21 protein-coding genes are annotated in these 25,809 nt (G+C 67.9%); 13 read left to right on the top strand and 8 right to left on the bottom strand.

What is annotated here, in order from left to right:
* Positions 1-56: 56 nt before the first annotated feature.
* From Q664_RS19065 to Q664_RS19080, 4 genes are all read left to right on the top strand, one after another.
* Positions 57-3,374, top strand: coding sequence for an amidohydrolase family protein (locus tag Q664_RS19065; RefSeq protein WP_043397296.1), 3,318 nt, complete (start codon positions 57-59; stop codon positions 3,372-3,374).
* A gap of 105 nt (positions 3,375-3,479) precedes the next feature.
* Positions 3,480-4,541 carry an AAA family ATPase gene (locus Q664_RS19070; RefSeq protein ID WP_043397298.1) on the top strand — a complete coding sequence of 354 codons (1,062 nt, stop codon included), beginning with the start codon at positions 3,480-3,482 and terminating at the stop codon, positions 4,539-4,541.
* 86 nt (positions 4,542-4,627) lie between these two features.
* Positions 4,628-5,050 (top strand): hypothetical protein, encoded by a 423-nt coding sequence (locus tag Q664_RS19075; protein WP_235216771.1) that lies wholly within the window; start codon positions 4,628-4,630, stop codon positions 5,048-5,050.
* Positions 5,051-5,280: 230 nt separating this feature from the next.
* Positions 5,281-6,570 carry a hypothetical protein gene (locus Q664_RS19080; RefSeq protein WP_152622199.1) on the top strand — a complete coding sequence of 430 codons (1,290 nt, stop codon included), beginning with the start codon at positions 5,281-5,283 and terminating at the stop codon, positions 6,568-6,570.
* Positions 6,571-6,617: 47 nt separating this feature from the next.
* Here the strand turns inward: Q664_RS19080 and Q664_RS19085 are convergent, their stop codons facing one another.
* Complete coding sequence (locus tag Q664_RS19085; RefSeq protein WP_052518356.1) at positions 6,618-7,754, bottom strand: SGNH/GDSL hydrolase family protein; 1,137 nt, start codon at positions 7,752-7,754, stop codon at positions 6,618-6,620.
* Positions 7,755-7,959: 205 nt separating this feature from the next.
* On the opposite strand from Q664_RS19085, the gene Q664_RS19095 reads away from it, so the two are divergent.
* The 4 genes from Q664_RS19095 to Q664_RS19110 all read left to right on the top strand — a co-directional run bounded on the left by Q664_RS19095 (position 7,960) and on the right by Q664_RS19110 (position 11,317).
* A complete protein-coding gene (locus tag Q664_RS19095; RefSeq protein WP_043397313.1) occupies positions 7,960-8,412 on the top strand; it encodes a universal stress protein in 453 nt (150 codons plus the stop codon).
* Between the two features lie 46 nt (positions 8,413-8,458).
* Positions 8,459-9,244, top strand: coding sequence for a hypothetical protein (locus Q664_RS19100; RefSeq protein ID WP_043397316.1), 786 nt, complete (start codon positions 8,459-8,461; stop codon positions 9,242-9,244).
* A 76-nt stretch (positions 9,245-9,320) separates the two neighbouring features.
* The gene (locus Q664_RS19105) at positions 9,321-10,784 is read left to right on the top strand and encodes a M20/M25/M40 family metallo-hydrolase (RefSeq protein ID WP_043397318.1); all 1,464 of its coding nucleotides are present in this window, start codon (positions 9,321-9,323) and stop codon (positions 10,782-10,784) included.
* 158 nt (positions 10,785-10,942) lie between these two features.
* Positions 10,943-11,317: a hypothetical protein gene (locus Q664_RS19110; RefSeq protein WP_043397321.1), complete on the top strand. Its 375-nt coding sequence runs from the start codon at positions 10,943-10,945 to the stop codon at positions 11,315-11,317.
* Between the two features lie 95 nt (positions 11,318-11,412).
* Here Q664_RS19110 and Q664_RS19115 read toward each other — a convergent pair whose 3' ends face one another.
* Complete coding sequence (locus Q664_RS19115) at positions 11,413-12,864, bottom strand: amidase (RefSeq protein WP_043397322.1); 1,452 nt, start codon at positions 12,862-12,864, stop codon at positions 11,413-11,415.
* Positions 12,865-13,129: 265 nt separating this feature from the next.
* Between Q664_RS19115 and Q664_RS19120 the strand changes: the two genes are divergently transcribed.
* From Q664_RS19120 to Q664_RS19130, 3 genes are all read left to right on the top strand, one after another.
* On the top strand, positions 13,130-13,918 hold the full coding sequence (locus tag Q664_RS19120) for a WecB/TagA/CpsF family glycosyltransferase (protein WP_052518357.1): 789 nt from the start codon (positions 13,130-13,132) through the stop codon (positions 13,916-13,918).
* A gap of 69 nt (positions 13,919-13,987) precedes the next feature.
* Positions 13,988-15,112 (top strand): acyltransferase family protein, encoded by a 1,125-nt coding sequence (locus Q664_RS19125; protein ID WP_043397430.1) that lies wholly within the window; start codon positions 13,988-13,990, stop codon positions 15,110-15,112.
* A 22-nt stretch (positions 15,113-15,134) separates the two neighbouring features.
* A complete protein-coding gene (locus Q664_RS19130) occupies positions 15,135-16,415 on the top strand; it encodes a carboxylate--amine ligase (protein WP_043397324.1) in 1,281 nt (426 codons plus the stop codon).
* 9 nt (positions 16,416-16,424) lie between these two features.
* Here the strand turns inward: Q664_RS19130 and Q664_RS19135 are convergent, their stop codons facing one another.
* Entirely contained in the window at positions 16,425-17,153 is a 729-nt protein-coding gene (locus Q664_RS19135; RefSeq protein WP_152622200.1) for a hypothetical protein, read from the bottom strand.
* On the bottom strand, positions 17,150-18,373 hold the full coding sequence (locus Q664_RS19140) for an AAA family ATPase (RefSeq protein ID WP_043397330.1): 1,224 nt from the start codon (positions 18,371-18,373) through the stop codon (positions 17,150-17,152). The genes Q664_RS19135 and Q664_RS19140 overlap by 4 nt, the downstream gene beginning before the upstream one ends.
* 72 nt (positions 18,374-18,445) lie before the next feature.
* Here Q664_RS19140 and Q664_RS19145 point away from each other — a divergent pair, with 72 nt between their 5' ends.
* Positions 18,446-20,059 (top strand): tetratricopeptide repeat protein, encoded by a 1,614-nt coding sequence (locus tag Q664_RS19145; protein WP_152622201.1) that lies wholly within the window; start codon positions 18,446-18,448, stop codon positions 20,057-20,059.
* A gap of 77 nt (positions 20,060-20,136) precedes the next feature.
* Positions 20,137-21,003 carry a fatty acid desaturase gene (locus Q664_RS19150; protein ID WP_043397335.1) on the top strand — a complete coding sequence of 289 codons (867 nt, stop codon included), beginning with the start codon at positions 20,137-20,139 and terminating at the stop codon, positions 21,001-21,003.
* Positions 21,004-21,094: 91 nt separating this feature from the next.
* Here Q664_RS19150 and Q664_RS19155 read toward each other — a convergent pair whose 3' ends face one another.
* The 4 genes from Q664_RS19155 to Q664_RS19170 form a co-directional block, all read right to left on the bottom strand.
* Positions 21,095-21,499 carry a hypothetical protein gene (locus tag Q664_RS19155; protein WP_043397339.1) on the bottom strand — a complete coding sequence of 135 codons (405 nt, stop codon included), beginning with the start codon at positions 21,497-21,499 and terminating at the stop codon, positions 21,095-21,097.
* A 202-nt stretch (positions 21,500-21,701) separates the two neighbouring features.
* Complete coding sequence (locus Q664_RS19160; RefSeq protein WP_084610108.1) at positions 21,702-23,021, bottom strand: SPFH domain-containing protein; 1,320 nt, start codon at positions 23,019-23,021, stop codon at positions 21,702-21,704.
* Positions 23,018-24,532: an SPFH domain-containing protein gene (locus tag Q664_RS19165; protein WP_052518358.1), complete on the bottom strand. Its 1,515-nt coding sequence runs from the start codon at positions 24,530-24,532 to the stop codon at positions 23,018-23,020. The genes Q664_RS19160 and Q664_RS19165 overlap by 4 nt, the downstream gene beginning before the upstream one ends.
* A 166-nt stretch (positions 24,533-24,698) precedes the next feature.
* Complete coding sequence (locus Q664_RS19170; protein ID WP_043397342.1) at positions 24,699-25,748, bottom strand: catalase family protein; 1,050 nt, start codon at positions 25,746-25,748, stop codon at positions 24,699-24,701.
* Between the last annotated feature and the right edge of the window lie 61 nt (positions 25,749-25,809).

Below are 25,809 nucleotides of genomic sequence, written 5' to 3' on the forward strand. Positions count from 1 at the left end.
CGTCCTCGCCGGGGTAGGCTGCGCGCCCCATCACGCCAGACCGACGAGGAACCGCGGTGAACCGATTGAGCCTCCGTTGCCTCGCGCTCGTGCTGACGAGCGCGTTGCCCCTGTCCGCCCGCGCGCAGGCGCCGGCCCCCAAGCCCGCCCCGGCCACGCAGCCAGCGAAGGACGCGGGCAAGTCCGAGGAGAAGAAGCCCGAGGAGAAGTGGGACGTGAACGCGCCCGGCTTCCCCGCCACCCACGTGGACCTCGACGTCACCGAGGGCACGTGGATGAGCCTGGACGTGAGCCCCAAGGGCGATGAGCTCGTCTTCGACCTGCTGGGCGACCTCTACACGTTGCCCATCGGCGGCGGCGAGGCGAAGGCGCTCACCAGCGGCGTCGCCTGGGACATGCAGCCGCGCTACAGCCCGGACGGCAGGTCCATTGCCTTCACGAGCGACCGGGGCGGCGGGGACAACATCTGGGTGATGAAGCGCGATGGCTCGGAGCCCACGGCGGTGACGCAGGAGAAGTTCCGCCTGCTCAACAGCCCCGCGTGGTCGCCGGACGGGCAGTACCTCATCGCGCGCAAGCACTTCACCTCGCGGCGCTCGCTGGGCGCGGGTGAAATCTGGATGTACCACCGCTCGGGCGGTGACGGCGTGCAGCTCACCGAGCGGCCCAATGACCAGAAGGACGTGGGCGAGCCCGCGTTCTCTCCGGACGGGCGGTATGTCTATTACAGCCAGGACATCACGCCGGGGAAGGTGTTCGAGTACAACAAGGACCCGAACGGCGAAATCTACGTCATCCAGCGGCTGGACCTGGACACGCGGGAGACGGAGCGCTTCATCACGGGCCCGGGCGGCTCCATCCGTCCCACGCCGTCGCCGGACGGCAAGTCCCTGGCCTTCGTCCGCCGGGTGCGCGGGAAGACGACGCTCTACGTGGCGGACCTGGCGAGTGGCGCCGAGCGCCCCCTCTTCGACGGGCTCGAGCGGGACATGCAGGAGACGTGGGCCATCCACGGCGTGTACCCGGTGATGGCGTGGACGCCGGACAACAAGTCGCTGGTGTTCTGGGCGGGCGGCAAGCTGCATCGCATCGACGTGGCGACGAAGAAGGTGACGCCGATTCCCTTCCGCGTGCGCGGCACCCGGACGATCCACGAGGCGGTGCGTTTCCCGCAGGCGGTGGCGCCCGAGAAGTTCAACGTGAAGATGCTGCGCTGGGTGCAGGTGTCTCCGAAGGGGGACAAGGTGGTGTACCAGGCGCTGGGTCACCTGTACGTGCGCGGCCTGCCGAACGGCACGCCGAAGCGGCTGACGAAGCAGACGGACCACACGGAGCTGTACCCGTCGTTCTCGCGGGACGGGAAGAGCATCGTCTACACGACGTGGGACGACGAGAAGCTGGGCACGGTGCGGGTGGTGCCGGTGACGGGCGGCGAGGGCAAGGTGGTGAGCACGAAGCCGGGGCACTACGTGGAGCCGGCGCTGTCTCCGGACGGGCGTTTCATCGTGTACCGGGCGACGGGCGGGGGCCACCTGCGCACGGCGTTGTACAGCCGGGAGCAGGGGCTGTTCGTGATGCCGGCGGCGGGAGGCGCGCCGAAGCGGCTGGTGAAGGACGGAGCGTTGCCACACTTCGGGGCGGGCTCGGAGCGGGTGTTCTTCCTGACGGTGGAGCAGCGGGAGAAGGACGACGAGCGGGCGCTGAAGAGCATCCGGCTGGACGGGACCGAGCCGCGCACGTACGTGACGAGCGACGAGGCGACGGAGTACCGGGTGTCACCGGACGAGCAGTGGGTGGCGTTCCGGGAGAACTTCAACGCCTTCATCATGCCGTTGCCGCGCGGGGCGAAGGGCGCGGTGGCGAGCCCCGAGGGCAAGGCGCTGCCGGTGGCGAAGGTGTCTCGGGATGCGGGCGAGTGGCTGCACTGGTCGGGGGATGGGAAGCGGCTGCACTGGGCGTTGGGGCCGGAGCTGTACACGCGCGAGCTGAAGGACAGCTTCCGTTTCCAGGAGGGTGCGCCGGAGAAGCTGCCGGAGGTGCCGGAGAAGGGGATGGACATCGGCTTCCAGGCGAAGACGGAGGTGCCGGAGGGGACGGTGGCGCTGGTGGGAGGCCGCGTCATCACGATGAAGGGGGACGAGGTCCTCGAGGATGGGGTGGTGGTGGTGAAGGGGAGCCGCATCGTGGCGGTGGGCCCGAGGGGGAAGGTGGCGGTGCCGGCGGGGGCGAGGGTGGTGGACGTGAGCGGCAAGACGCTGATGCCGGGCATCGTGGACGTGCACTGGCACGGGGCGATGGGGGACGGGGGCTTGCTGCCGGAGCAGAACTGGAAGCTGTTGTCGTCGCTGGCCTTCGGCGTGACGACGGTGCACGACCCGTCGAACGACACGGGCTCCATCTTCGCGACGAGCGAGCTGGTGAGGACGGGGGCGATGGTGGGGCCGCGGGTGTTCTCGACGGGGACCATCCTGTACGGGGCGGCGGGGGCCTCCCGGGCGCCGATCGACACGCTGGAGGACGCGCGCTCGCACCTGCGGAGGATGAAGGCGGTGGGGGCGTTCAGCGTGAAGAGCTACAACCAGCCGAGGCGCGACCAGCGGCAGAAGGTGCTCCAGGCGGCACGCGAGCTCCAGATGATGGTGGTGCCGGAGGGAGGCTCGCTCTTCCAGCACAACATGACGATGGTGGTGGACGGGCACACGGGGGTGGAGCACTCGTTGCCGGTGGACCATGCATACGCGGACGTGCAGCAACTGTGGAGCCGGAGCGGGACGGGCTACACGCCGACGCTGATCGTCGCGTACGGAGGCGTGTGGGGTGAGAACTACTGGTACCAGAAGACGAACGTCTGGGATGACAAGCGGCTGTTGGCGTTCGCGCCGAGGCGGGTGGTGGACGCGCGCAGCCGCCGGCCGGTGATGGCGCCGGACGACGAGTTCAACCACTTCCGGATCGCCCAGGTGACGAAGCAGCTGAACGACAAGGGCGTGAGCGTGCAGTTGGGGGCGCACGGGCAGCGGGAGGGGCTGGGGGCGCACTGGGAGCTGTGGATGTTCGGGCAGGGAGGGATGAAGCCGTTGCAGGCGTTGAAGGCGGCGACGGTGTCGGGGGCGCGGTACCTGGGGCTGGATGGGGAGATCGGCTCGCTGGAGGAGGGCAAGCTGGCGGACCTGTTGGTGCTGGAGAAGAACCCGCTGGAGGATCTGCGGAACAGCACGAGCATCCAGTACACGATGGTGGGGGGCCGCCTGTACGACTCGCTGACGTTGAACGAGGTGGGGGGGAGCGCGCGCAAGCGGGCGCCGCTCTTCTTCGAGCGGGAGGGCCAGGAAGCGTGGGGCCCGACGGCGACGGTGGGCACGCACGAGGACTGAGCGGGGCGTTACGTGGCGAACCAAGGAGGAGTGAGAGGGGTGACCCACAATCCCCTCTCCACCTTCGACAACGCTCGTCCGGGTGGGTTCTGCTAGAAGGAGCGCATGTTCACCTACGCCACCATCGAGAACTTCCGAGGCATCGAGCAGCTCACGGTCTCCGGGATGGGGCGCGTCAACCTCATCATCGGAAAGAATGACGCTGGCAAGACGGCTTTGATGGAAGCGGTCTGGATGGCCGGGCATGCGGAGGATGCGGCGCGAGCGCTGTGGACCCTGCAGGAGATGCGGATTCCAGACGTACCCGTGGAAGACTTCGATGGATTCTGGCGTCCCATCTTTCGTGGCAACGATGCGGAGCGGGGCTTTCTGGTGGACGCGAGGTTGATGCCGCCCGGGCAAGCTCGCGGGGCGGGAACCAGGGTCCAAATGAGCAAGGCCCGGCGTTCTCCACCCCTGTCGGGCACCGAGCCGGCGGGTGGGAATCCGCGAGCGGGAACCTGGGCGCTCGAATGCTCGATCGAACGTGAGGGTGAAACCCATGAGCAGCTCGTGACGGGGAGCCCTCGTGGGGTGGAGTTCCCCGACGAGGTGTACCCGGAGTCGCTTGGAACATGGATTCCCTCGGGTTCGGTCGACTACAGAAATGCCATTCGTCTCTTCTCGCGGCTCAAACAAGAGGGGCAGGACTCCCTCGTCCGCGAGCTGATGCGGTTGATTGACGAGCAGGTCGAGGGAGTGGAAATCCTCTCTCCCACAGGCGGCCAGGCCGCTCTTTTTGTCCGCCTGAAGGGACAGCCTGTGTTGCTTCCCATCCGATTGATGGGTGAGGGGGTCCAGCGTTGTTTCGACATCGCCGTGACTCTCGCGAGTGGGGAAGCCCTGTTGCTGGGGATCGATGAAATCGAGAACGGCCTGCATCACTCGACACTCGAACCCGTCTGGAAATGGTTGGCGACGGTTTCAGCGGCTCGCAGCATGCAGATCTTCGCTACGACCCACTCCGAGGAGTGTGTCCAGGCGGCATGCCGTGCCTTCTCCGCGCTGGATGATCCCGGGCTCCGGGTCATCCGGTTGGATCGCCGGGCTCACGAGACCGTGGCCACTGTCTACGATCGCAACCTCGTCGCCGCGGCCGAGCGGATGGGAGTCGAGATCCGCGGATGAGTCGCCGAAACCTTTCTCCCTTTCCCGTGACCGGGTTCGGGCTCCTCCTGGTCGAAGGAGGAGATGAGCGCTGGTTGTGTGAGGCCGTGGCGGGGCCCGAGGTGTGGCAGGGCCTGGTGTGCTGGTACGGAAGCGGTCGTTCCGACCTGCCGGCGCTGGCGGCGTTCGGCGCCACGACACTTCCAGTGCATGGCCTCCTGGCCGGGAATCCCCTCGGACTGGGTGCATTCCTCGCCCCGGACGGAAAGACGCCCGGGAGTATCGAGCACCTTTGCCGGCTGGCGGTTCGCAACCAGACGCTTTCCGCGTGTGTGGATGCGCTGGTCGGTTGTGCACAACCAGCACATGGCACCGCGGCGTTGGCGGCCAAGGGGTGGCTCAACGCGTATCTCGCGATGTGCCCGGACCCGAGGCTTCGCTTCCATCAGGCTTTCGACCCGGGTGTTGGAGGGATCGATCCGTCGCACCCGGTGTTCGAACCGTTGAGGAACTTCCTCCAAAGCCTCTGATGGGCTGTTCAACCCCCTGCTCGGCTGCCTGGAGGGGGCGCCAGCGCACGACATGCGCGGACACCCCGTCAGACGATGGCGCCCCCCTCGCGGGTGAACAAGCTCGCGGGGACCGTGGGGACGCGGGCGAGCGGGAGGGGGACGGCGTGAGACGCGGCTGGCGAATGGGAGTCGCGGTGTGTCTGGGATGGGGGCTGGGGTGCGGAGCGGTGACGGAGTCACCGGAGCCCATGGCCCCCCTGGCGAGCCAGGCCCGGGAGACACGGGTGGAGCGTGGGGCCACGCGTCAGGTGCGAGCGGTGGAGGGCCCGGTCTTCGGGTGGACGGTGAGCGTGGACCGTGCGGGGAACGCCTTCGCCTCGCTGGCGTACGAGCGGAGCGGGGTGGATCTCGGGGGAGGCGCGCTGCCGGGGGAGGCGGGACTGGCGTTGGCGAAGTACGCGCCGGACGGCACGCACCTGTGGTCCCTGGGCTTTCCCACGTACCACGGTGAGAGGCCCTCGGTCTCGGCGATGGTGGCGGATGGAGCGGGCAACCTCTACATCGCGGGAGAGCACCGGGAGCCCACGCTGAGCCTCGGGGGCGAGCCGCTGCCCGCGGGGCCCTTCCTGGCGAAGTACGGGCCGGACGGCACGCACGTGTGGTCGCGCACGGCGGTGTTGCCGGGGGTGCAACTGCTACCGGCCGGGGCGCTGGCGGTGGACGAGGTCCGGGGGCAGCTCGTGGTGGCGGTGGACTTCCTGGACAAGGGCCAGCCGCTCGGCGCGGCGCTGGTGGGCCGGGTGCGAGCGGAGGATGGGATGGTGCTCGCCTTGAGTCCGGTGGTGCGCCGGGGGCGGTTGTCGGTGAAGTCGCTGGCGCTGGAGCCCTCCGGGCACCTCGTGGTGGCGGGCCACTTCGTGGGCGAGGTGGACCTGGGAGGAGGCGCGCTGTCCACGACGAAGGCGCGCAGTCCCTTCGTGGCGCGCTTCACGCCGGAGATGAAGCACGTGTGGTCGCGAGGGCTGGGGGAGGCGGAGGGGACGGCGACGGGGGTGGCGGTGGAGGCGCAACGGGTGCTCGTGGTGGGCGAGTACACGGGAGGCATCGCGTTCCGGGGGCGGACGCGGGAAGCGGAGGGGAAGGACGGCTTCGTGGTGGCGTACGGAGTGAAGGGCGGGGAGTTGTGGATGCGCCACTTCGGGGAGAGCGCGACGGGGGTGGCGGTGGACGAGGAGAACCGGGTGGTGGTGACGGGGCAGTACCGGCCGGGAGACGGCGTGGGAGGGCCGAAGCTGCCGTGGCGGGAGGGAGGAACGCCGGACAACCACCTCTACGTGGTGAAGCTCTACCGGGGCTCGGGGGGGCACGAGTGGTCGAGGGGGCTCGTATCCGAGGGCGAGCTGCGCGCGGGAGCGCTGGCGGTGACACGGGGAGGCGAGGCGGTGCTGCTCCCGGGAGCCGAGGGAGCGGCGGACGTGGGAAAAGGGCCGGTCACCGTGCCCGCGGACTCCGCCCTCTTCCTCCGTTTCGTCCGCTAGTGTCCCCTCTCCCAGAGGGAGAGGGAGCACGCGCAACACGAGTACACTCAGAATCCGAGCTCCTTGAGCTTGGGAGTCAGCTCCTCGGCCATCTTCGCGTGGGACTCGTTGGTGGGGTGCCAGTCCTCGCCGTAGGGGTCGCCGACGATGGGGGTATAGGCGAAGTAGATGACGTTCTCGTCCCCCAGGGATTCGACCATCTCGCGCGCGTACTCCCGCATCTTGGTCCAGTGTTGGCGGCCGGCCGGGTAGTTGTCGTTCATCATCGGGCCCACGGAGCAGATGATCTTCGCGTTCGGGTAGTACTCGCGCAGTTGCAGGACGAAGGCGGCGTAGGCGTCCTTGAAGTCCTCTTCGGGCGGGGCGGTCGGGAGTTTGTCTTCCCCGGTCACGTTGAAGTCGTTGTTGCCCAGGTTGATGACGATGAGGTCGGGTTGGTAGTACTCCGGCTTCCAGAGGGGCTTCTCCTCATCGGGGTAGATGCGCGTATAGAGGTAGGGGAAGGCCTTGCCCTCGGTGGAGCCATCGAGGTTGCGGTAGACGCCGGTGCCGGAGATGCAGGTGGTGACCACCTCGGCGTTGAACTTGCGGCCGAGGATGGAGCCGTAGGCCTGGGAGATGTCCTCGTTCTTCGAGTGGTAGCCGGTGTTGGGCTCGGTGTAGGTGGGGGCGTAGATGTCCACCTCGTTGCCGTAGCCGCAGGTGATGGAGTCGCCGATGAACTCGAAGCGCTTCTCGGGCCAGGGCGGCGGCTCCACCAGTTTTCCCTGCAGGCTGACGCCGAGGAAGGTCACCTTGCCGGCATAGGGCTCGGTGCGCTTGACGATTTCGACGAGGTGCTCGCCGCGGGGGAGGTTGCGGGCGCCGCGCAGCAGGTTGCGTCCGGGCTTGAGCTGCACCTTGGCCTCGGTCTTCCCGTCGACGATGACGTTGACCCAGTTGGTGTGCTCGTCGCCGCCGGTGCCATGGTCCTCGAAGGCCACGTCCACGCCGGTGCAGTTGCAGCGGAAGCGGACGGTGACACCCGAGTGGGCATACGTGGGGCCCCCCTCGGTGGACCAGTCCATGCGGCCGATGTGCTGCAACTGCTTGTCATCGGGGGCGTAATCAAACCAGGGATCGAAGGGCTCGCAGCCGGCCATGAAGAGGACGGGCAGCAGCCAGGACAGGCGGGAGCGGCTCATGCGTATCTCCTCCTGGCGGTGAGTATCGCCGGGTGCGCGGGCGGCGTCATCCGCGCGAGCCTGTCCATCCAGCAGGCAGGTGCAGGAATTGCGTGGGAGTGGAGCGAGCGCAGCATTTGCGCCGCGTGTGCGGGTCTTTCCGAGGGAAGGCGGGTGGGAACGGCCATTGCACCAGGCAGGGGGAGACCCGACCTGGAGTGAAGCCATGAACAAGATTCAGCGAATCCTCGTGCCGGTGGACTTCTCGGAGACCTCGAAGAGGGCGCTCGAGTACGCGTACCAGTTCGTCAGCCGTTTCGACGCGAAGCTGGACGTGCTGCACGTGTGGAGGCAGTCGGAGTACGCGGGGGACGAGATGGTGGTGCTGACGCGCAGCGAGCCGGAGCTGACGCTGTCCACGTTCCTGCGCAACCACGCGGACCAGCAGTTGACGGAGTTCCTGAAGGGCGTGCCGCACTCGAAGCAGATGTTGGAGTCGGGCGAGCCGGCGCACGTCATCGCGAGGGTGGCGGGCGAGGGAGGGTATGATCTCATCATCATGGGCACGCACGGGCGCACGGGCCTGTCGCACCTGATGATGGGCAGCGTGGCGGAGAAGGTGGTGCGGATGGCGCCCTGCCCGGTGCTGACGTTCCGCGTGCCGGAGGTCAAGAAGTAGGGCCGGTTTGGTGTGCGGGGCCCGCCTGGGGTAGCAACGTCCGGGCATGGATACGGAAGACATCGTCGTCCTGACGGTGGTGCTCCTTCTCGGAGTGGGCCTCGTGGCGCTCGGAGTGGGGAACCTGTGGTGGAGCAGGACCCGGCTCGCGAGGGTGCGCGCCACGCCGAGGAGCCGGGTGAAGGAGGCGCGTCCGGGCACCTCGGTGAAGGTGGTGGGCCGGCTGAGCGCCAGGCAGCCGGTGCGGTCGCCGCTCGCCGGAGTGGACTGCGCGTACTACCACCTGCGCGTCGACGAGCAGGACAACGACAGCTCGACCACGCTCTTCCGGGAGAAGGAGTACGCGGAGGGCTGGGAGGTGGAGGACGAGTCCGGCCGCATCGGGCTCGAGCCGGCCGGGGCGTCGCTGGCGGGCCTGCTGGTGCGCGAGTACACGCCCGGGGGGCTCTTCAACGGCTACGAGGTGCCGGCCCACGTGTTGTCGCGCTACGTGTACACGGAGACGGGCCGGGGAGACACCGGCCGCACGCGCCTGCGCGAGGAGCGGTTGGAGGTGGGGGCGAGCGTGGTGGTGTTGGGGCAGGTGGCGCTGGGAGAGCGGGGGCCGGTGCTCGTGGGAGGGGAGCGGCTGGAGGTCTTCCAGGGCACGGAGCAGGAGGTGCTGGGGCAGAAGGACTTCAACCTCATCGCCTGGCTGATGGTGGTGGGCGGGGTGCTGCTGTGCCTGGCGGGGGGCGCGGCGATGTTCGAGGAGCCGGAACCCGCACCGGTGGTGAAGGACGAGCCGCTGAGGCCCGTGGCCCCCTCGAGAGCTGGCGAGAAGCCGAGGTAGGTGGAGCACGGAGGCGCTTGCGAGGAAGCGCTGGTGGACGGAGAGTGCAGGCCCCCTCTCACCCCGGAGTCACGACGTGTCCTCGGTCCTTCCTCTGTCCGCCGCGCTCCTGTCCCTGCTCACCGCCGCGCCGAAGACACCGGCCCCGGCGCTGGCTGCGGGCCCCTCGCCCCAGGTGGCGGAGCGGCTCATTGGCGCGGCGCTCACCGAGGGCCACGCGTACGCGCGGCTGGCGGAGCTGACGGATGGGATTGGGCCGCGGCTGTCGGGCTCGGAGGGGGAGAAGGCGGCGGTGGCGTGGGCGAAGCGGAGCTTCGAGGCGGACGGGGTGAAGGTGTGGCTGGAGCCGGTGAAGGTGCCGCGCTGGGTGCGAGGAACGGAGAGCGGGCGGGTGCCGGGCACGGAGCGTTACCGGGAGCACCGGCTGGCGCTGATGGCGCTGGGAGGGAGCGTGGGGACGCCGGCGGAGGGGCTGACGGCCGAGGTCATCGAGGTGCGCTCGCTGGAGGAGGTGGCGGCGCTGGGGGAGAAGGTGAAGGGGAAGGTGGTGCTGTTCAACCACTCGATGACGGTGGCGGCGGATTACGGCAAGGCGGCGGCGTTGAGGACGCGGGGCGCGTCGGTGGCGGCGAAGGCGGGGGCGGTGGGGATGCTGGTGCGCTCGTTGGCGACGGCGTCGCTGCGCTCACCGCACACGGGGGCGATGCGTTACGACGAGGACGGGCCGAGGATTCCGGCGGCGGCGGTGTCGGTGGAGGACGCGGAGTTGCTGCACCGGCTGCTGGCGGGAGGGCCGGTGAAGGTGGAGCTGAAGCTGGGGTGCCAGACGCTGCCGGACGCGGATTCGTTCAACGTGGTGGCGGAGGTGCCGGGCCGGGAGAAGCCGCGGGAGGTGGTGTTGTTGGGGGCGCACCTGGACTCGTGGGACGTGGGGACGGGGGCGCACGATGACGGGGCGGGGGTGGTGATGGTGATGGAGGCGGCGAGGCTGCTCGGAAAGCTGAAGCCGGCGCCGAGGCGGACGGTGCGGGTGGTGCTGTTCGCGAACGAGGAGAACGGGTTGAAGGGAGGGCGTGCGTACGCGGAGGCGCATGCGGGGGAGCTGGCCAACCACGTGGCGGCGCTGGAGATGGACGCGGGAGGCTTCAAGCCGCTGGGGGTGGCGCTGCGCGCGGGCCCTGGAGGAGCGGAGCTGGTGGCGCCGTGGCTCAAGCCGCTGGAGGCATTGGGGGCGGGGAGCATCCTGCAGGGGGACGCGGGAGGGGCGGACATTTCACCGCTGATTCCGGCGCGGGTGCCGTTCGTGGGGGTGAGGGTGGACAGCAGCCGGTACTTCGACGTGCACCACTCGGAGGCGGACACGTTGGACAAGGTGGACGCGAAGGAGCTGGCGCAGGCGACGGCGGCGGTGGCGTGGGTGAGCTACGTGTTGGCGGAGGTGCCGGGGGTGTTGCCGCGTCCCGAGGCTCCGCCGCCGGCCGAGGCACCGAAGACGCCGAGCGGCGCACCCGTGGGAGCGCCGAAGCCGTCGGCACCGTAATTCCTCCCAACAGTCATCACCGTCCCCCCCAAGACAGAGCCCCCAGGACAGTTCCCCCAAGTTCCACTGAGCTCAAGAACCCCTCGCCCTCCGGGAGGAGGGACGGGGTGAGGGTATCGAGCCCCCCGGGTTCGTCACCGAGTCCCCGAGAGAAGACCATGAGCAACGAAGCGGATCCGGAGGATCGCCGGACGCCGAGAGAGAGCCGGCTGAAGCAGGAGCACCGGGAGTCCATCCTCGGTGCGCTCAAGCAGGTGCACGAGCGAGTCCACGAGGCCCAACCCGAGGGAGCGAGCCCGATGTTGTCACAGGGCTGGGTGGACCGGAGGAGGCTGCTGCTGGTGGACCTGGCGTTGCACCTGTGTGAGGAGGCGGTGAAGGGGGAGACGGTGGGGACGAGGGAGTTGGCGGAGAAGGTGCACTCGGTGCTGTACGTGGCGAAGGACCTGGCGCCGGGGCACGCATTGGAGAAGGCGGCGGAGCTGGTGCTCGAGGCGCTCGGGGAGGGAGACCCGGACGCGCACGTGGACTGACGCGGATTCAACCCGGGATCTCGATACCCTCACCCCGTCCCTCTCCCGGGGGGAGAGGGGATGGTGCGCGGAGGAGACGCGCGCGTATGCACGGCTCAGAACCCCGGAGGCTTGCGGAAAGCTCCAGTGACATGAGCCAGTGACTCGGAGAGGGCGAGCAACTCCTCATCGAGCCACCGGCGCCCCACCACCTGGATGCCCAGCGGCAGCGGTGAATCCACCAACTGAGTCAGAGGCAGGACGACCACGGGGTGGCCGGTGAGGTTGAACACGGAGGTATAGCCCGCGGTGCCGGCCATATAGGGCACGCGCTGTTCATCCACTTCAATCCATTCGCCGCTGGGCCGGTGGGTGAAGGCCTGTCCCACGGAGACGGGACACAGCCACGCATCCCAGTCGGAGAGAAAGGATTCGACCTGTCCGGTAATCCGGTCGCGGATGGCGAGTGCCTCGATGTACTCGGGCATTTCAATCTGCATCCCACGGATGACGCCGCGGTTGAGGGTGGCCTCGCCGCGCATGGCGTTGAATCGCACGCTGATGGCGAAGCGGAAGAGGAAGGGCATCTCGGAGCCGATCTCCGCGCCGAGCACGCGGCCCCACACCTCCCACAGCTCGTCATAATTGATGTCCTTGGGCGCCGCACGCTCCACGCGGCACCCGAGCCCTTCCAGGGTGCGCGCGAGTTTCTCCAACGCCGTACGGGTCTCCCGGGTGACGGGGAGGCCGCCCAGCTCATCGGTCCAGGCGATGCGGTAGTGGCGAGGCTCACGCGGAGGCACCTCGCGCACGGGCAGGGGAGGCACATCGAAGTCCTCATCATCCGGCCCGGCGAGCAGCTTGAGCCCGAGCCTCAAATCCTCCACACAGCGAGCAAGGGGCCCGGCGGCGCCCTCATACCGCACCCCCCGGGGGCGGCCAGGCAACGGCGGAATATGCCCGGAGATGGGGACGCGGTGCTCGGTGGGCTTGAAGCCGAACACGCCGCAGTAGTGCGAGGGGACGCGGATGGAGCCCCCCAGGTCGCTGCCCACCTCGAAGGGAGACATGCCCGCGGCCACGGCGGCGGCGCCACCGCCGGTGCTTCCCCCAGGAGTCCGCGACTCATCCCACGGATTGCTGGCGCGGCCGAAGAGATGCCCACTGGTCTGCAAGTCCAACGTGAGGGTGGGCAGGTTCGTCTTGCCCAGGAGGATGCCGCCGGCGGCCTTGAGGCGGGCGACGACGGTGGCGTCGTGCGAGGGGATGTGGTGGCGCAGCCGCTTGTAGCTGCTGGTGGTGCGCACCCCGGCCGTCATGAACGAGTCCTTGATGGTGATGGGGACGCCGTGGAGGGGCCCCCAGGACTCGCCGCGGGCGGTGGCCTCGTCGGCCTGGAGGGCGCGCTCGCGGGCCCGTTCCTCATCCAGGGTGATGAGGGCGTTGAGGCGCGCGTTGTGTCGGCTCACCTGGCCGAGGTGGACTTCGAGCAACTCCCGGGCCGAGACCTCGCGGGCTCGGACCAGGGCCGCGAGCCGGTGGGCCGAAAGGAAGTGGAGCTCCTGCATAAGGCGCCGTCCTCCGCGCAATTGCGCTGCGTCGTGGACTCCAAAAGCTAGACACGGGCCATGAGGGCACCGTCGTGCACTGTCCGGAAGTGTGACCCGGCCGTTCACCACATGGCGGTGGGCGTGCGTGTCTCCGTTGGCCGAGGACACTCGGGGCCTGGGGTGAGGTCACCCGTCACCCGGCGCGGGTCCGGACCGCACCCCCCGTCAAGCCGTTCCGGTACCCGCCCGGGTCCACTATCCTCCCGACCCCTCAGGAGGACGCATGGCGAGCCAGGAGCCCACGAAGTCCGAGCGCGCGCACAACTTCATGGCGCTGATGAACCGACTTCGCATCATCGACGACGAGGCGGCCGAGCAGGCGCTGCTCGACGAGCTCTCCCGCCCCACCCGTCCCTTCATCCTCTCCTTCCTCAATGCGCACGCGGTGAACCTGGGGTGGAATCAACCAGGCATGTTGGAAGGGCTGCTGCGCTCGGACATGGTGTTGCGCGACGGCATCGGGGTGAAGCTGGGGCTGAAGGCCTTCCAGCGGCCGGTCGGGCTGAACATGAACGGCACGGACTTCATCCCCAAGGTGGCGCGCACCTTCAAGGGCCGGAAGGTGGCGCTCTTCGGGACGCGCTCGCCGTGGTTGGACAACGCGCGGCGCACGCTCAAGGAGTGGGGGCTGAACGTGGTGGCGAGCCAGGAGGGGTTCGACCCGCCGGAGACGTACCTGCGGCTGGCGGCGGAGACGAAGCCGGACCTCATCCTCATGGCGATGGGCATGCCCAAGCAGGAGGAGGTGTCGGTGAAGCTGCGCGAGGCGCTCACGCACCCGGTGCTCATCGTGAATGGGGGCGCCATCCTGGACTACATCGGCGGCAAGGTGCCGAGGGCGCCGGTGGTGATGCGCAAGGTGGGGATGGAGTGGCTGTTCCGGCTGGCGGTGGAGCCCAAGCGGCTCTTCAGCCGGTACGTGCTGGGCATCCCCATCTACTTCGCGCACGTGGCCGAGGTGCGGCGCTCGGGGGAGACGGGAGAGCCGCCGGGCGGGCGAGCGGTGCGCTAGCGGCAAGGCCCGGGCGCGCTCTGCGCACCCTTGTCGCGGACTGAGAATTCTGCGTTGCTGAAGGCGCGCATGGAATCCGCCCAGACCGCCCATCAAGCCTTTCTCCGCACCAAGACCTTCGGAGCCCTGGACGGGCTGCGAGCCCTCGCCATCTTCGCGGTGGTGCTCTACCACGTGCTGGAGGCGCGCGAGGGACTGGTGGGCCGCTTCTACCTGAGCGTCTCGCTCTTCTTCGCCATCAGCGGGTTCCTGATCACGACGCTGCTCTTGCGCGAGCGGGCCCAGACGGGGACCATCTCGCTCAAGGGTTTCTACGCGAGGCGCTCGCTGCGCATCTTCCCGCTCTACTACGCGGTGACGGCGCTCTACATCGTGCTCGTCTCGCTCTTCGAGACGGACCAGGTGGTGCGCGGGGCCTTCTTCGACAACGTGAAGTACTACCTCACGTACACGTCGAACTGGTTCATCAACCTGGAAGAGGGGCGCATCATCTTCTACTTCGCGTGGTCCATGGCCACCGAGGAGCAGTTCTACCTGCTGTGGCCCTTCGTGGTGCGCTACTTCAAGAGCACGTGGGGCCCGGTGGTGTTCATGTCGGGGATGCTGGCGGTGGGCATCTTCATGGGCTGGGCGACGAAGACGGGCTTCCTGGACACGCGGCACCTGTGGGTGCGGATTCTCGCGAGCATCTCCATCTCGGTGTGCATGGGCTGTCTGTCGGCGTACCTGGTGCACTTCCCCAGGCCCTTCGAGTGGACGTGGAAGGTGCTGGGGCAGGTGTGGAGCGTGCCGGTGATGGTGGTGCTGGTGTTCTTCGCCATCTACCGCTACGACACGCCGCTGTGGTTGTCCTCGCTGCTGCTGACGCTGATGGTCCTCGCGATGTGCATCCGGCCCCACCACGTGCTGGCGCCGCTGATCGACCACAAGTGGCTGCGCTACGTGGGCTCCATCACGTACGGCATCTATCTGATGCACATGATTTCGCTGAACATCGTGCGGCGGGTGGTGCCGCACAACCTGGCGCTGTACTACGTGCTGACGCTGGCGCTGAGCATCTTCTTCGCGACGCTGAGCTACCGCTACTTCGAGAAGCCGTTCCTGAAGCTGAAGGACCGTTTCGACTGGCGCTCGAAGAAGCCGGTGGCCGAGGCGCCGCAGCCGGTGGTGAGCACGCCGGTGAATCCGGGCTGAGAGACACGAGGAAGCCGACACCATGACGACGCAGTCCCGTCCCCCCATCCTGCTGACGATGGCCGACTACTACGGCACGCTGGCCGCGGTGCGCAGCCTGGGCCGTTTGGGGATACCGGTCACCGTGGCCGAGTCCAAGCTGCTGGCGCCGGCGCGCTGGAGCCGCTACGTGACGAGGCGGGTGGAGTGCCCGGACGTGGGGGACTCGGACGCCTTCCTGGAGTGGCTGATGCGCTTCGGCGAGGCGGAGCCGGGGCACGTGCTCTACCCGACGAGCGACGACATGGCGTGGCTGTTCGCGCTGCACCGCGAGGAGCTGGGCCAGCACTTCCGGATGTACCAGCCGGGGGTGGACGTCATCTACGGGCTGCTGAACAAGAAGCGGCTCCACGATTTGTGCGAGGACGTGGGGCTGGACGTGCCGGACACGTGGTTCCCGGAGGGCGAGGGGGACCTGGAGAAGGTGGCGGCCGAGGCGCGCTTCCCGGTGCTGCTCAAGCCGCAGACGCAGATTCTGTTCGAGAGCCACGTGAAGGGCTCGCAGGTGGAGCGCGCGAGCGAGCTGTTGCCGCGCTACCGGGAGTTCCTGGAGCGCAACCGGTACGGGCGGAAGCTGCTGGATTACGACGCGAAGGCGAACCGGCCGATGGTGCAGGCCTTCTACACGGAGGCGGCGCAGAACATCTTCAGCCTGAGCGGCTTCGTGGACCGGACGGGCGAGCTGTTCGTGGCGCGAGGGGCGTTGAAGGTGCTGCAGCGGCCGCGCAAGCTGGGCATTGGCCTGTGCTTCGAGGAAGTGCCGGTGGAGCCGGAGCTCGCGGAGAAGGTGCGGGCGCTGTGCGTGAAGCTGGGGTACCACGGCACGTTCGAGGTGGAGTTCATCCGGGCGGGCGGGAAGCAGTTGCTCATCGACTTCAACCCGCGCTTCTACAGCCAGATGGGGTTCGATATTGCCCGGGGGAGCCCGCTGCCGCTGTTCGTGTACGAGGCGGCGTGTGGGCACGAGGACCGGTTGGGCGAGGTGGCGCGGGAGGCGTTGGGGTGGAAGGGGGCGGGCCAGTACATCTACTGCCACCGGGGCATCTTCGAGCTGCTGTTGAGGGCGCAGGGGTTGTCGGGGAGGCTGAAGCCGGACGAGGTGAAGCAGTGGCGCGAGTGGTACGCGCGCAACCGGGAGCGGGCGGTGGACGCGGTCATCGACACGGGGGACTGGGTGCCGTGGATGGTGGACGTGGCCATGCACCTGCGCTCGTACGCGAGGCACCCCAAGGGCTTCATCCGGACGATGGTGCTGGACCGGTAGAGGGGCGCTTTACAGCTCCAGCGTCTCGAGGCCGTTTTCCGCCAAGGCCACCTTCAGGATGTCGGTGGCCTGATTCCATCCGGTCCAGTCGTAGCGGCCGAGATCCTCGGCGGAGATCCACTCGGCGAGGCTTGCCTGCTTCTTCGCGTCGAATCTGCCCCCGAAGGTGTAGAGCAAGCGCTGGAGTTCGGCCTTGGCGTCTCTCTTCAGAGCGTCCTCGTCCGGCACTGGCACGGTGCAGTGCTCGCGTTCATAGGCGAGTTCGATGGCCCGCTTGCTCGTTAGCCATGCCTGGATCTCCGGCACGGGTTGAAGCAGCGGCACATGAGTGCCGAGTTCTGAGTTGACCTTGTCCAAGGCATTGGTGACGGCGGTTGATGCTGTGTCAGCGTCATGGGTTGCGACGAGCAGGTCGACAGGCGCTGGGCCTCGCAGTGGTTTCAGCGGTGCCACGAGCAGGGCGAGCGCATTTGGATCGGCGAGGACTTCGACCATCGAAGGCTGTCGTGGGAGTCGGAGAGCCGGGGGCTGAAGGATGCGTATCCCGTCACCTTGCTTGATGAGTCCTCGATGCCACGGCTGGCCGCCGTTCAGGAGGGGATAGAGGGCACGCCGCACGAGGATTTCCATCGCCCCCTGCTGCTCATGTGGGACGGGCTCGAACGGGGGCAGCGTGCGGTTCTTGCCTCGCTCGTCCTTGCCCTCCCCGAGCACGGTGACACGAAGAGGTTTTCTCATGCTCCAGACCCTGGCACTCCGCCGATCGCTCCCGAGTACCAGAGGTCACCCACGTTCGCCTGGAACTTGTCGATGAGCGTGCGCAGCGCCTCATTCTCCGGGATGGAGTGAACGAGCGTTCCCGTCTCGCCGCTGTACTCGACGACGCGGATCTCCGAGGGCTCCACCCAGCGCACGAAGTCGACGGATTGGGTCGCAACCACGACCCTCAGCGGGTGGCCGGTGAATTCGCCGTTTGCGAGCGAGCGAAGGAATTCGACTCGCTTCCCCATCAGGTGCGGATGGAGGGCTGCTTCTGGATCATCGATGAGGAGCGTTCCGTGCGGAGGTGTCGTTGCTCCGGCCCAGAGTAGGAACAAGGTTGTCAGCACACCATCTGCTTCCAGGCTCGCGGGAATCGGTCGTGTCGAGCGCTGGGTTTCAAAAATCAGGTATTGGATCTTCCCTTCGGAGCCAATGTCGAAGCGGATACGCCGGATGTGGGGAAAGAGATTGTGGAGATTCTGCTCGATGGCTTCGAACCGTTCGCTTTCACGGTTTTGTAGAGTCGCCAGAGCGGCAACGAACCCCGAGCCATTAGGCAATACGTCGTTTTTGCGGTTGAAGGCCAGCATCGACGAGCTGTTGGGTCGGAAATAACGGGCGGTCCCGAAGGACTCCAGGTACTCAAGAAGGCCCGTCGTCTCCTCGCTGAACGGGGGAATCCTTCCGAGCTGAGAGAGCATCCACGTGATGGAAAATTGGCGTGGCCGCGACAGACTGAGGGGCTGGTCGTGGAGCCTGAACGCCTGAATTTCCGTGTCCGTGCTGAGCCGACGTCCATTTTGATCCCTCAGTTGTTCATTCAGGATCTGCGGCTTGGCCTTTTGCTCTGACCCCGGTTGCGCAACGATGCTGCTGCGTACCTGCTCCCAGTCGATGCCGAGCCTCATTTCGTAATCGGGTTGAGTGGAATCGGGCTGGACGAATCCACGGAGGGTGAGGCACTTCTCCGTATCTCCTCCGTGGATGATCTGGGGCCACCGGGTACCCGTCAGTGAGTAGCCTGCGTATTTTACGTCCTGCAAGGGATGGTTCCGCAGCGTTGCGAACAGCTCGATGCCGCGCATCACGGTCGTTTTGCCGGAAGCGTTGGACCCGAGGAGCACCGTCAGGGGGCTGAGCGACAGGCCCGTCTTCTGGATGGAGCCGAGGTTCTCGATTTCGATTCGTTCCAGCATTCCCGCCGAACATGCCCAGCGGGCCAGAATCGGTCAACGTCCGGCAATCGACGAGCGTTGAGCGTCCTGTCCATGGAACCGGACTTGAGGGCACGGGCCGACTCGGGCATTGGAGCGCTCATGGGACTGGGTGATGCGTTTCGCTCGTGGCGGCTCTCGCGTGAGGTTCGCCGGCTGCTGGTCGCCGGGGAACGGAAGAACGCGCTCGCGCTCGTCGCCAGCGTGGGCGGGCAACTCCGGGCCAGTGCCCTGGTCGGACTGGCCCAGGACTGCGACGAGGACGAGCCTGAGCTCGCGTGCGAGCTGCTCCAGCAGGCGTTGGTGCGCACTCCCGGGGACGATGACATCTCGTGGCTGCTGGCCCGGCGCGAAGCCCGGGCGGGCCGGGTGCGCGAGTCCGTCGAGCGGTTGCGTGCGCTCCGGCTCCGTTACCCCCGCCGTGTCGACGTGCTGGCCGAGCTGGCCGATCAGCTCATCACGCTGGAGCGCGCCTCCGAGGCGGAGCATCTCCTGGCGGACTGGGAGGGGCTTCAGGAGCCTCGTCTCCTGTGTCTGCTCGGCAAGGCCCGCTTCGCCCAGGAGCGTCTGGAAGAGGCGCTGCCCCCGCTGGACCAGGCGATGGCGCTGTACGAGGAGATGATTCGTCGCGACCCCTATGGGCAGGCAGTGCGAGAGGACGCGTACCTGGAACTGGAGGCACTCCACTCGGAGGTGCTCGCCTCCCTGCATGGTCACGAGGCGTTGGTCGTGGACGCGGCACGACGGCGCAAGCTGGACGCGCACGCGGGCGTGAACTTCCTGCTGCTCGCGGCGCACCAGATGGTGGGGGCTCCGTGCCGTGCCCCCAGCCTCACGCTGCTCCCCATCGAGCGGATGCGCGCGCTGGCGGACGAGCGGCTGCGCGAGGATGCCTCGGATGTCGTGGGGCTCGTCCAGCGGGGTGGGGTGGCTCTCCGGGAGGGCCGGTTCAGCGACGCCCTGAAGCACTTCGAGCGGGCGCACGATCTGTCTCCGGGTGACTTCGCGCCTCTCCTCGGCAAGGGCATGGCGCTCGAGCTCGACCAGCAGGATGTCCTCGGAGGCCTGAGGCACCTGCCGGACGTGGGCCCACTGGAGGGACTCGAGCGCGTGTTCCCGGACTGGCCAGCCCTCAGTGAGCGGGAGCGCCGCGTCGTGCATGCCTCGGCGCTCCCCTTGCGCCAGTTCCTCCCGAACCTGGCGGCAAGGGGATTCCGCCTCCGGATCCTTCCCCTGGACGTGCGCGTCTCGGACGTGCCCGAACTCGCCTCTCTCCGCGAGGAACGAGCCGGGGAGGGCGATCATCGGACATTCGAGGCGCTCCACGGAGTCACTCACGGGAATCTGGCGATGGCGAAGGTGGAGGGGCTGTTGAGCCTGGCGCCCGGGGCGAACGGGTGGGTGCTCGCCCACGAGTTCGCGCACCTCGTTCTCATCGCGGGTCCCGACACGCTCCGCTTCCGGGTGCAGCGGTTGCTCCGGCGGGCCGAGCGCGCTGGTTACGTGGGGTCCGCGTATCAGAAGCAGAACGAGGACGAGTTCTTCGCCTGTGCGTATACGGAGTACCTCGCGCGGCGTTATGGGCTCGAGGTGGAACAAGAGTGGGATGACCGGGGGGTCTCCGCCGACGTCTTCACCCTCTTCGAGGAGTTGGCGCATCCGGTCTAGAAGGGGGGCATCCCGGCAAGTGGGTTCGTTCTGTATACTGGAGAACCCCCCCTGCCTTGCCCCTCTTTACACCGCGCATGACCCTGTTCCGACACCCCGAAGACCGAATCCCCGTCCTGTTGTTCCTGTGTGTGTTCGCGCTCGACCTGACCGTGTACTTCACGGCGAGCAGCTGGTGGCTGCCCGTGCTGTGGCTCGGTGTGATGGCCATTCCGAAGGGGTGGATCAGCGCGTGGAACCACCACCACCAACACCTGAACATGTTCCGCCAGGCCCTGCCCAACCGGCTGCTGGAGATCGTGTTCGGCTTCCAGACGGGCATCATCTCGCACGCATGGTTCCTGCACCACGTGGTGGGCCACCACCTGAACTACCTGGACCAGGAGAAGGACGAGTCACGCTGGAAGCGCGATGACGGCACCACCATGGGTGAAGTGGAGTACTCACTCAAGACGGCGCTGACGGCCTACCCGCGGGCCTACAAGGTAGGACTCCGGTATCCCAAGGCGCTGCGCGTCTTCCTGGCCATGGGCGTGCTGCAACTCGTGCTGCTGGGCGTGCTGTTCTGGCACAACTGGTACAACGCGCTGTTCGTCTTCCTGCTGCCCATGTGCCTGTCGCTCTACCTCACCGTCTGGGCCACGTACTTCCACCACGTGGGGCTGGAGACGAAGGAGCACGCCGAGGCCTCGTACAACATCCTCCACCGGGGCTACAACCTGATGACGGGCAACCTCGGCTACCACGTGGCGCACCATGCGAAGCAGGGGCTGCACTGGTCGAAGCTGCCGCAGCTGCATGCGCAGATGGCCAAGGACATCCCCGCCACGCTCTACCGCCAGCCGGGCATTCCCTTCGTGTGGAGCGGCTCGGAGGAGAAGATGGAGCTGAATGACGAGCAGGTGGCGGCGGCGCTCGCCCGGGTCCGGCCCGCGGGCTCCTGAGCCCGGACACCTGCCGTGAAGTGATACCCGGAGGGGCTCGCGGAGGACGCGGGCCCCTCTGTTTTTGGGGCGGCGGCCGTGCGCATGGCCCTCAGGCTGCGCTCATGCTCCGAGCCCGCCGGAGGAGGCGCGCGAGGATGTAACTGGCGGTGATGAGTGCTGGCAACAGCGCCTGGAGGGGCACCATCCACTGGTAGGCCAGGTACGTCCCCGAGGGCAGTTCATGGCGAATGGCCGGCCCGACGAAGGGGTCGTAGAGATCATCCTGGAAGCGCAGGCTGGCCCAGGCACACGAGAGCACCCCGGCGAGCAGGACGGGGACCCACCGGGGCCGCCCCGCCAGGAGCGTGCAGGCCAGGGCCACGATGCCGGTGGCGAGGATGAAATGGGACTCCCAGGGGAGCGGCACCTTGTCCATCACCTCGGCCCGCGCCAGCGACGGAAGCGTGACGGCTCCGAGGGCCAGCAGCGAGGGCAGGGCGTGCCGTGGGCTCATGTGTCAGACGGTAGCACGTGGCCATCTCGGCCTCCGTGCCGCGACTGATGCCATGTCAGCCCCCTGGTCACGCCCCGCACGAACTTGTCCAACTGTTGGACAAGTTTGGAGAGACCGGGTCCGGGCGCGCGCCGGACCAACTGGTCCAACAGTCGGACCAGTTGCTCGACTCCGGGCCCGGCGCGCTCCTCTTGGGCGGGGCTCAATGCCCGGAGCCCAGGCCCTGCCCATCCGCATGGCCGTTGGCGTGTCCGTCGGCCTGCCCGTCCGCGTGCCCGTTGCCCAGGCCGAGCGTGCTCGTGCCAATCATCTTGGGCAGCATCTGAGCCAGCACGAGGGTGGAGAGCGCGGACTGCTCGCCGCCGCCGCTGCGCACGACGACGGGGCGCGGGGCGTGGCGCATGAGGGACTCGGCGACCTTCAGCCGCCGCAGTGCGAGCTGGTACTGCAGCACGGCCCGGTTGTCCTGATACGACCTGCCGAGGTGTTGCAGCCCGCGCGCCTCGTTCTCGGCCTCCTTGAGGGTGGCCCGGCCGCGCGCCTCGATTTCCCAGCGCACGCGCTGCGCCTCGGTCTCCTTCTCCTGGAGCATGCGGGCCACGTCCTCGCGGGCCTTGTTGGTGGCGGCCTTGACCTCGACGAGCCGCGCATCACGCACCTTCTTGGCGCGCTCTATCTCCATGAGCAGGCTGTCGGCGCGCTGCTTGCGGATGAGCTCCCAGCCGCGGGCGTAGGCCTCCAGCTCCTTGGCGACCTTCTCCCGGGTGGCCAGGTGCTCCTGGTACTGGTCGGGCAACTGCACGTCGGGGATGTTCGCGCCGAGGATGCGCACGCCGTACCGGGACATCTGCCGGTTGAGGTAGGCCTGCATGTCGCCCACGTCGCTGCCGCGCAAGTCGTAGGCGCGCTCCGTCTGCACCTGCCGGCTGCGCTGGCGGATGGCGTCCTGCACGGCGCTGCTGAGCACCATGTCGAAGTTGCTCGCGCCGATGTGGCGCACGAAGGCGACGGGATCCTCGATGCGGAACTTGAGGAAGAACTCGATGGCCTTGAGCGGCACGTTCTCCTTGGTGGGGCAGGCCACCACGGGCGCGGTGTAGGGTACCTCCGTCGAGGTATCGACCACGGCCTCGACCTTCTCCCACGGCCGCCAGAGGTAGTGCCGCCCGGGCGTCAGCGTGCCCACGATTTCGCCGTAGCGGGACAGGATGCCCGTGGTGCCCTGCTCTATCTCCACGATGGAGCCCCGCCACAGCCACAGCAGCGCGAGCACGAGCGAGCCGAAGGCCCCCAGCCCCGCCAACGCGCGGACGAACCCGAGGTCCGCGAAGAGGGCGATGCCCGCGAGGTAGAAGGCCAGCGCGGCGAACAGCAGCCAACCGTAGCGGCGCCGGTCCTTGGGGATGACGACGGGGACGACCTGTCCCTCCTCGCCCGAGCGCAGCAACTGGCGGATGCGGCCCCATGTGGCGACGGCCTCCTTGATTTTCGAGAACTCCTGACGCTTCACCGGGGCGCTCATGCCGGACCTCCCGGAGCCGTCTCACCCGAGGGGGCTCCCGCTGCCATTTCCCGCAACTGCCGCTCACGCGCCTGGATGCGCGCCTGGATGTCCCGGGTGCGAGCGCGGATGCTCTGGATGTCCGCCTCGCTGTAGAGCGCCTGGTCGGAGATGCCGAGCATGTGCCGCGCCGTCTCCAGGTAGTCGATGCGCTGGTCCTCCTCCACGCCGATGTCGATGATTTGCGGCAGGTGCGCGGAGACGGCCTCGAGCCGGTCGAGCACGTCCTGCTGGAAGCGGTACTGGAGGATTTCCGGGTACGAGGCGCTGCTGACGGCGCGGATGTCGAGCGCCTGGGCTTCCAACAGGGCGGCGTTGGCCTTGGCGGCGCTCTCGGCCTCGCTCAGGAGCTGGCGCGCGTAGGCGTTGGCGCGGTGGACTTCCTTCTCCCGCGCGGTGTCGATCTGCGCCTGGTAGGTGGCGATCTCCGCGCGGATGGCGGACAGCGTCTCGTGGAGCGAGGCGAGCTCGCGGTTGAGGTCACCCTCGTCCTGCTCCTTGCGCAGCTTGAGCTCGTATTGCCAGGTGTAGGCCTCCTTGGCCACGCGGACCATCTCGGGCGCGGCGAGGTCCATGCGGTAGCCCTGGCTGGAGGGCTCGGCGTGGGTGATGTTGGCGTTGACGAAGCGCACGGCGGGGAGGAATTGCTGGTTGAGGCTCTCCAGCATCGCCTGGGTGCTCTCGCCGATGAGATCGTAGATGTCCTCGGCCTTCTGCTCGTAGATGAGGGCGCGGGTGACCTCGCTGATGGCGTTCTGGAGCTTCTCGGAGAAGCCGTTGGCGCCGCCGAGGGCGAAGATGAACTGGGCGGGGTCCTCTATCTTGAACTGGAGGAACAGGTCCACCGAGGCGTTGACGCGCTCGGCGGTGGGGGCCTCGCGGATGGGGGCGTTGTAGGGGTACTCGCGCGTGGTGTTGATGATGTAGCTGACGCGCTTCCACGGATTGAGCAGGGTTTTACGGCCCGGTCCGGCGATCTCCTCCAGCTTGCCGAAGCGGGTGATGAGGGCCTGGCAGCCGTCGGGCACCTTGACGAAGCTGTTGCGCCACAGGCCGAAGGCCGCGTAGCCGAGCACCACCAGCCAGTAGTGGGGCCCGAAGAGCACCGTGGAGAGGTTGCCGAAGCCGGGCAGGCCCCCGAGCGCCGAGGTCAGCCCCGCGCCCGTCAGTCCGAGCACCACCAGCCCCAGCACGAGGGCGGCCCAGAGGTAGGAGCGGTGGTCCTTGGGGATGACGACGGGGGAGATGACGTTGGTGTACTGGCCCGAGTGGGCGTCGCGCTGGGGAAAGCTGCGGTTGACGATCTCCGCGGAGTCCTCGAGCGCGGCGCTCATCTGCTCGATGCGGGTGCCGGCCGCTTCACCCCGTTCCCGGGCGGAGAGGAAGTCGGCGGCGTCGATGCGGAACTGTTCGATCTCCTTGCTCCGGGCCAGCTTCTGGACGGTGTCCACGGTGTCCTGCCATCTGCCCATGCCATCCCCCTGCGTGCCTCGCTGGCACCGAAGGTAGAGGCGCCATCACACACGGACAGGGAGCGGGTGGGCACGGCGCCCACTGTTGAGCAGCGCGAGGGGGCATGGGTGCCCCGCTCAACGGCGGTCTCGTCCGGAGGGGTGGGGCAGGCGAGGAGGCGCCAGGTCAGCCCCGCACGGTCTCCGGCCGCTCCCCCTGCTCCGCTTCCCGGGGGCCCCAGGCCTTGGTGAGGTAGACCCGGAACTCCTTCACCACGTTCGACCGGGCGCGCATGTAGTTGAGCGAGTTGTAGTCGTCCATGTGCTCGGAGGGCAGGAGGCCGAGGGAGGGCGGGTGGTGGAGCAGCGAGAAGCGCATCTGGTTCCCCTCCGCGCGCGGGAGGATGGACTCGAGCTCCACCGTGGCGAGGTCCATATAGGGATGGGTGGCCTCGTCCCAGGCGACGTTGCAGTTGAGGATCTCCGGGCTGTCGTCCGGCTGGGGCGTGTGGAGTTGAATCTGCAGCGAGTAGGTGATGGGGCCGCGAGCGAGCCGGTCGACGAGCTCCTGGCGGAGGTAGTCGGGGGCGCGGGTCTCACCGGGCTCCAGCGCCTCCTTCCAGCGGTTGCGCAGCTCGTCCTTCGTCATGAGGCCCGTCTCGGGGCCGCCGTCCGCGGGAACCAGGCGGTACTTGGCGTAGCGCAGCACGCCGTCCTCGCCGACGAAGCGCGTGGCCGTCTGCGAGTGGTAGTACATCCGTGCGAACGAGGCCGGGTACTTGCGGATGCCGTCCTCGGCGGCGAGCAGTCCGCGCGGGTACTTGTCGTAGTAATTCCAGTACGCCAGCTCGTTGACGCGGTGGCGGCGCTGCTGGGCGAACTCGGCGAAGTTCCGCGCCGTCCAGAACAGCGAGATGGTGCCGGTGTTCAGCTCGAGGTCCAGGGGGCTGTCGTAGTCACTGTCCGCGAACTTCAATGACGCGGCGCGTACCTGGATGATGGTGTCGTCCTCGTAGGAGGCCGAGGCGTGCCGGACGCGGCATTTGAACTCGCGGCCGGGCTGGAAGAAGTCGTGCGCGGGGAAGGCGGGTGTCGTCGTGATGCGGATGCGCCCCCGCGCGGTGATGCCACTGTTGTGGGACATCCGCTCGCGCTTCAGGGAGAACACCAGGCACAGCGCCCAGGCCCATGCGTACGAGAACAGCCAGAGCTGCGCCCTCTTCAAAACATTGGTCATGTCAATGATTTCTTTGCCGTGTAAACCAGCCGGTGGTGGACTGTAGGAAGGAGAACAGTTT

It is taken from the genome of Archangium violaceum Cb vi76, from assembly GCF_000733295.1.
GTDB classification, from domain to species: domain Bacteria; phylum Myxococcota; class Myxococcia; order Myxococcales; family Myxococcaceae; genus Archangium; species Archangium violaceum.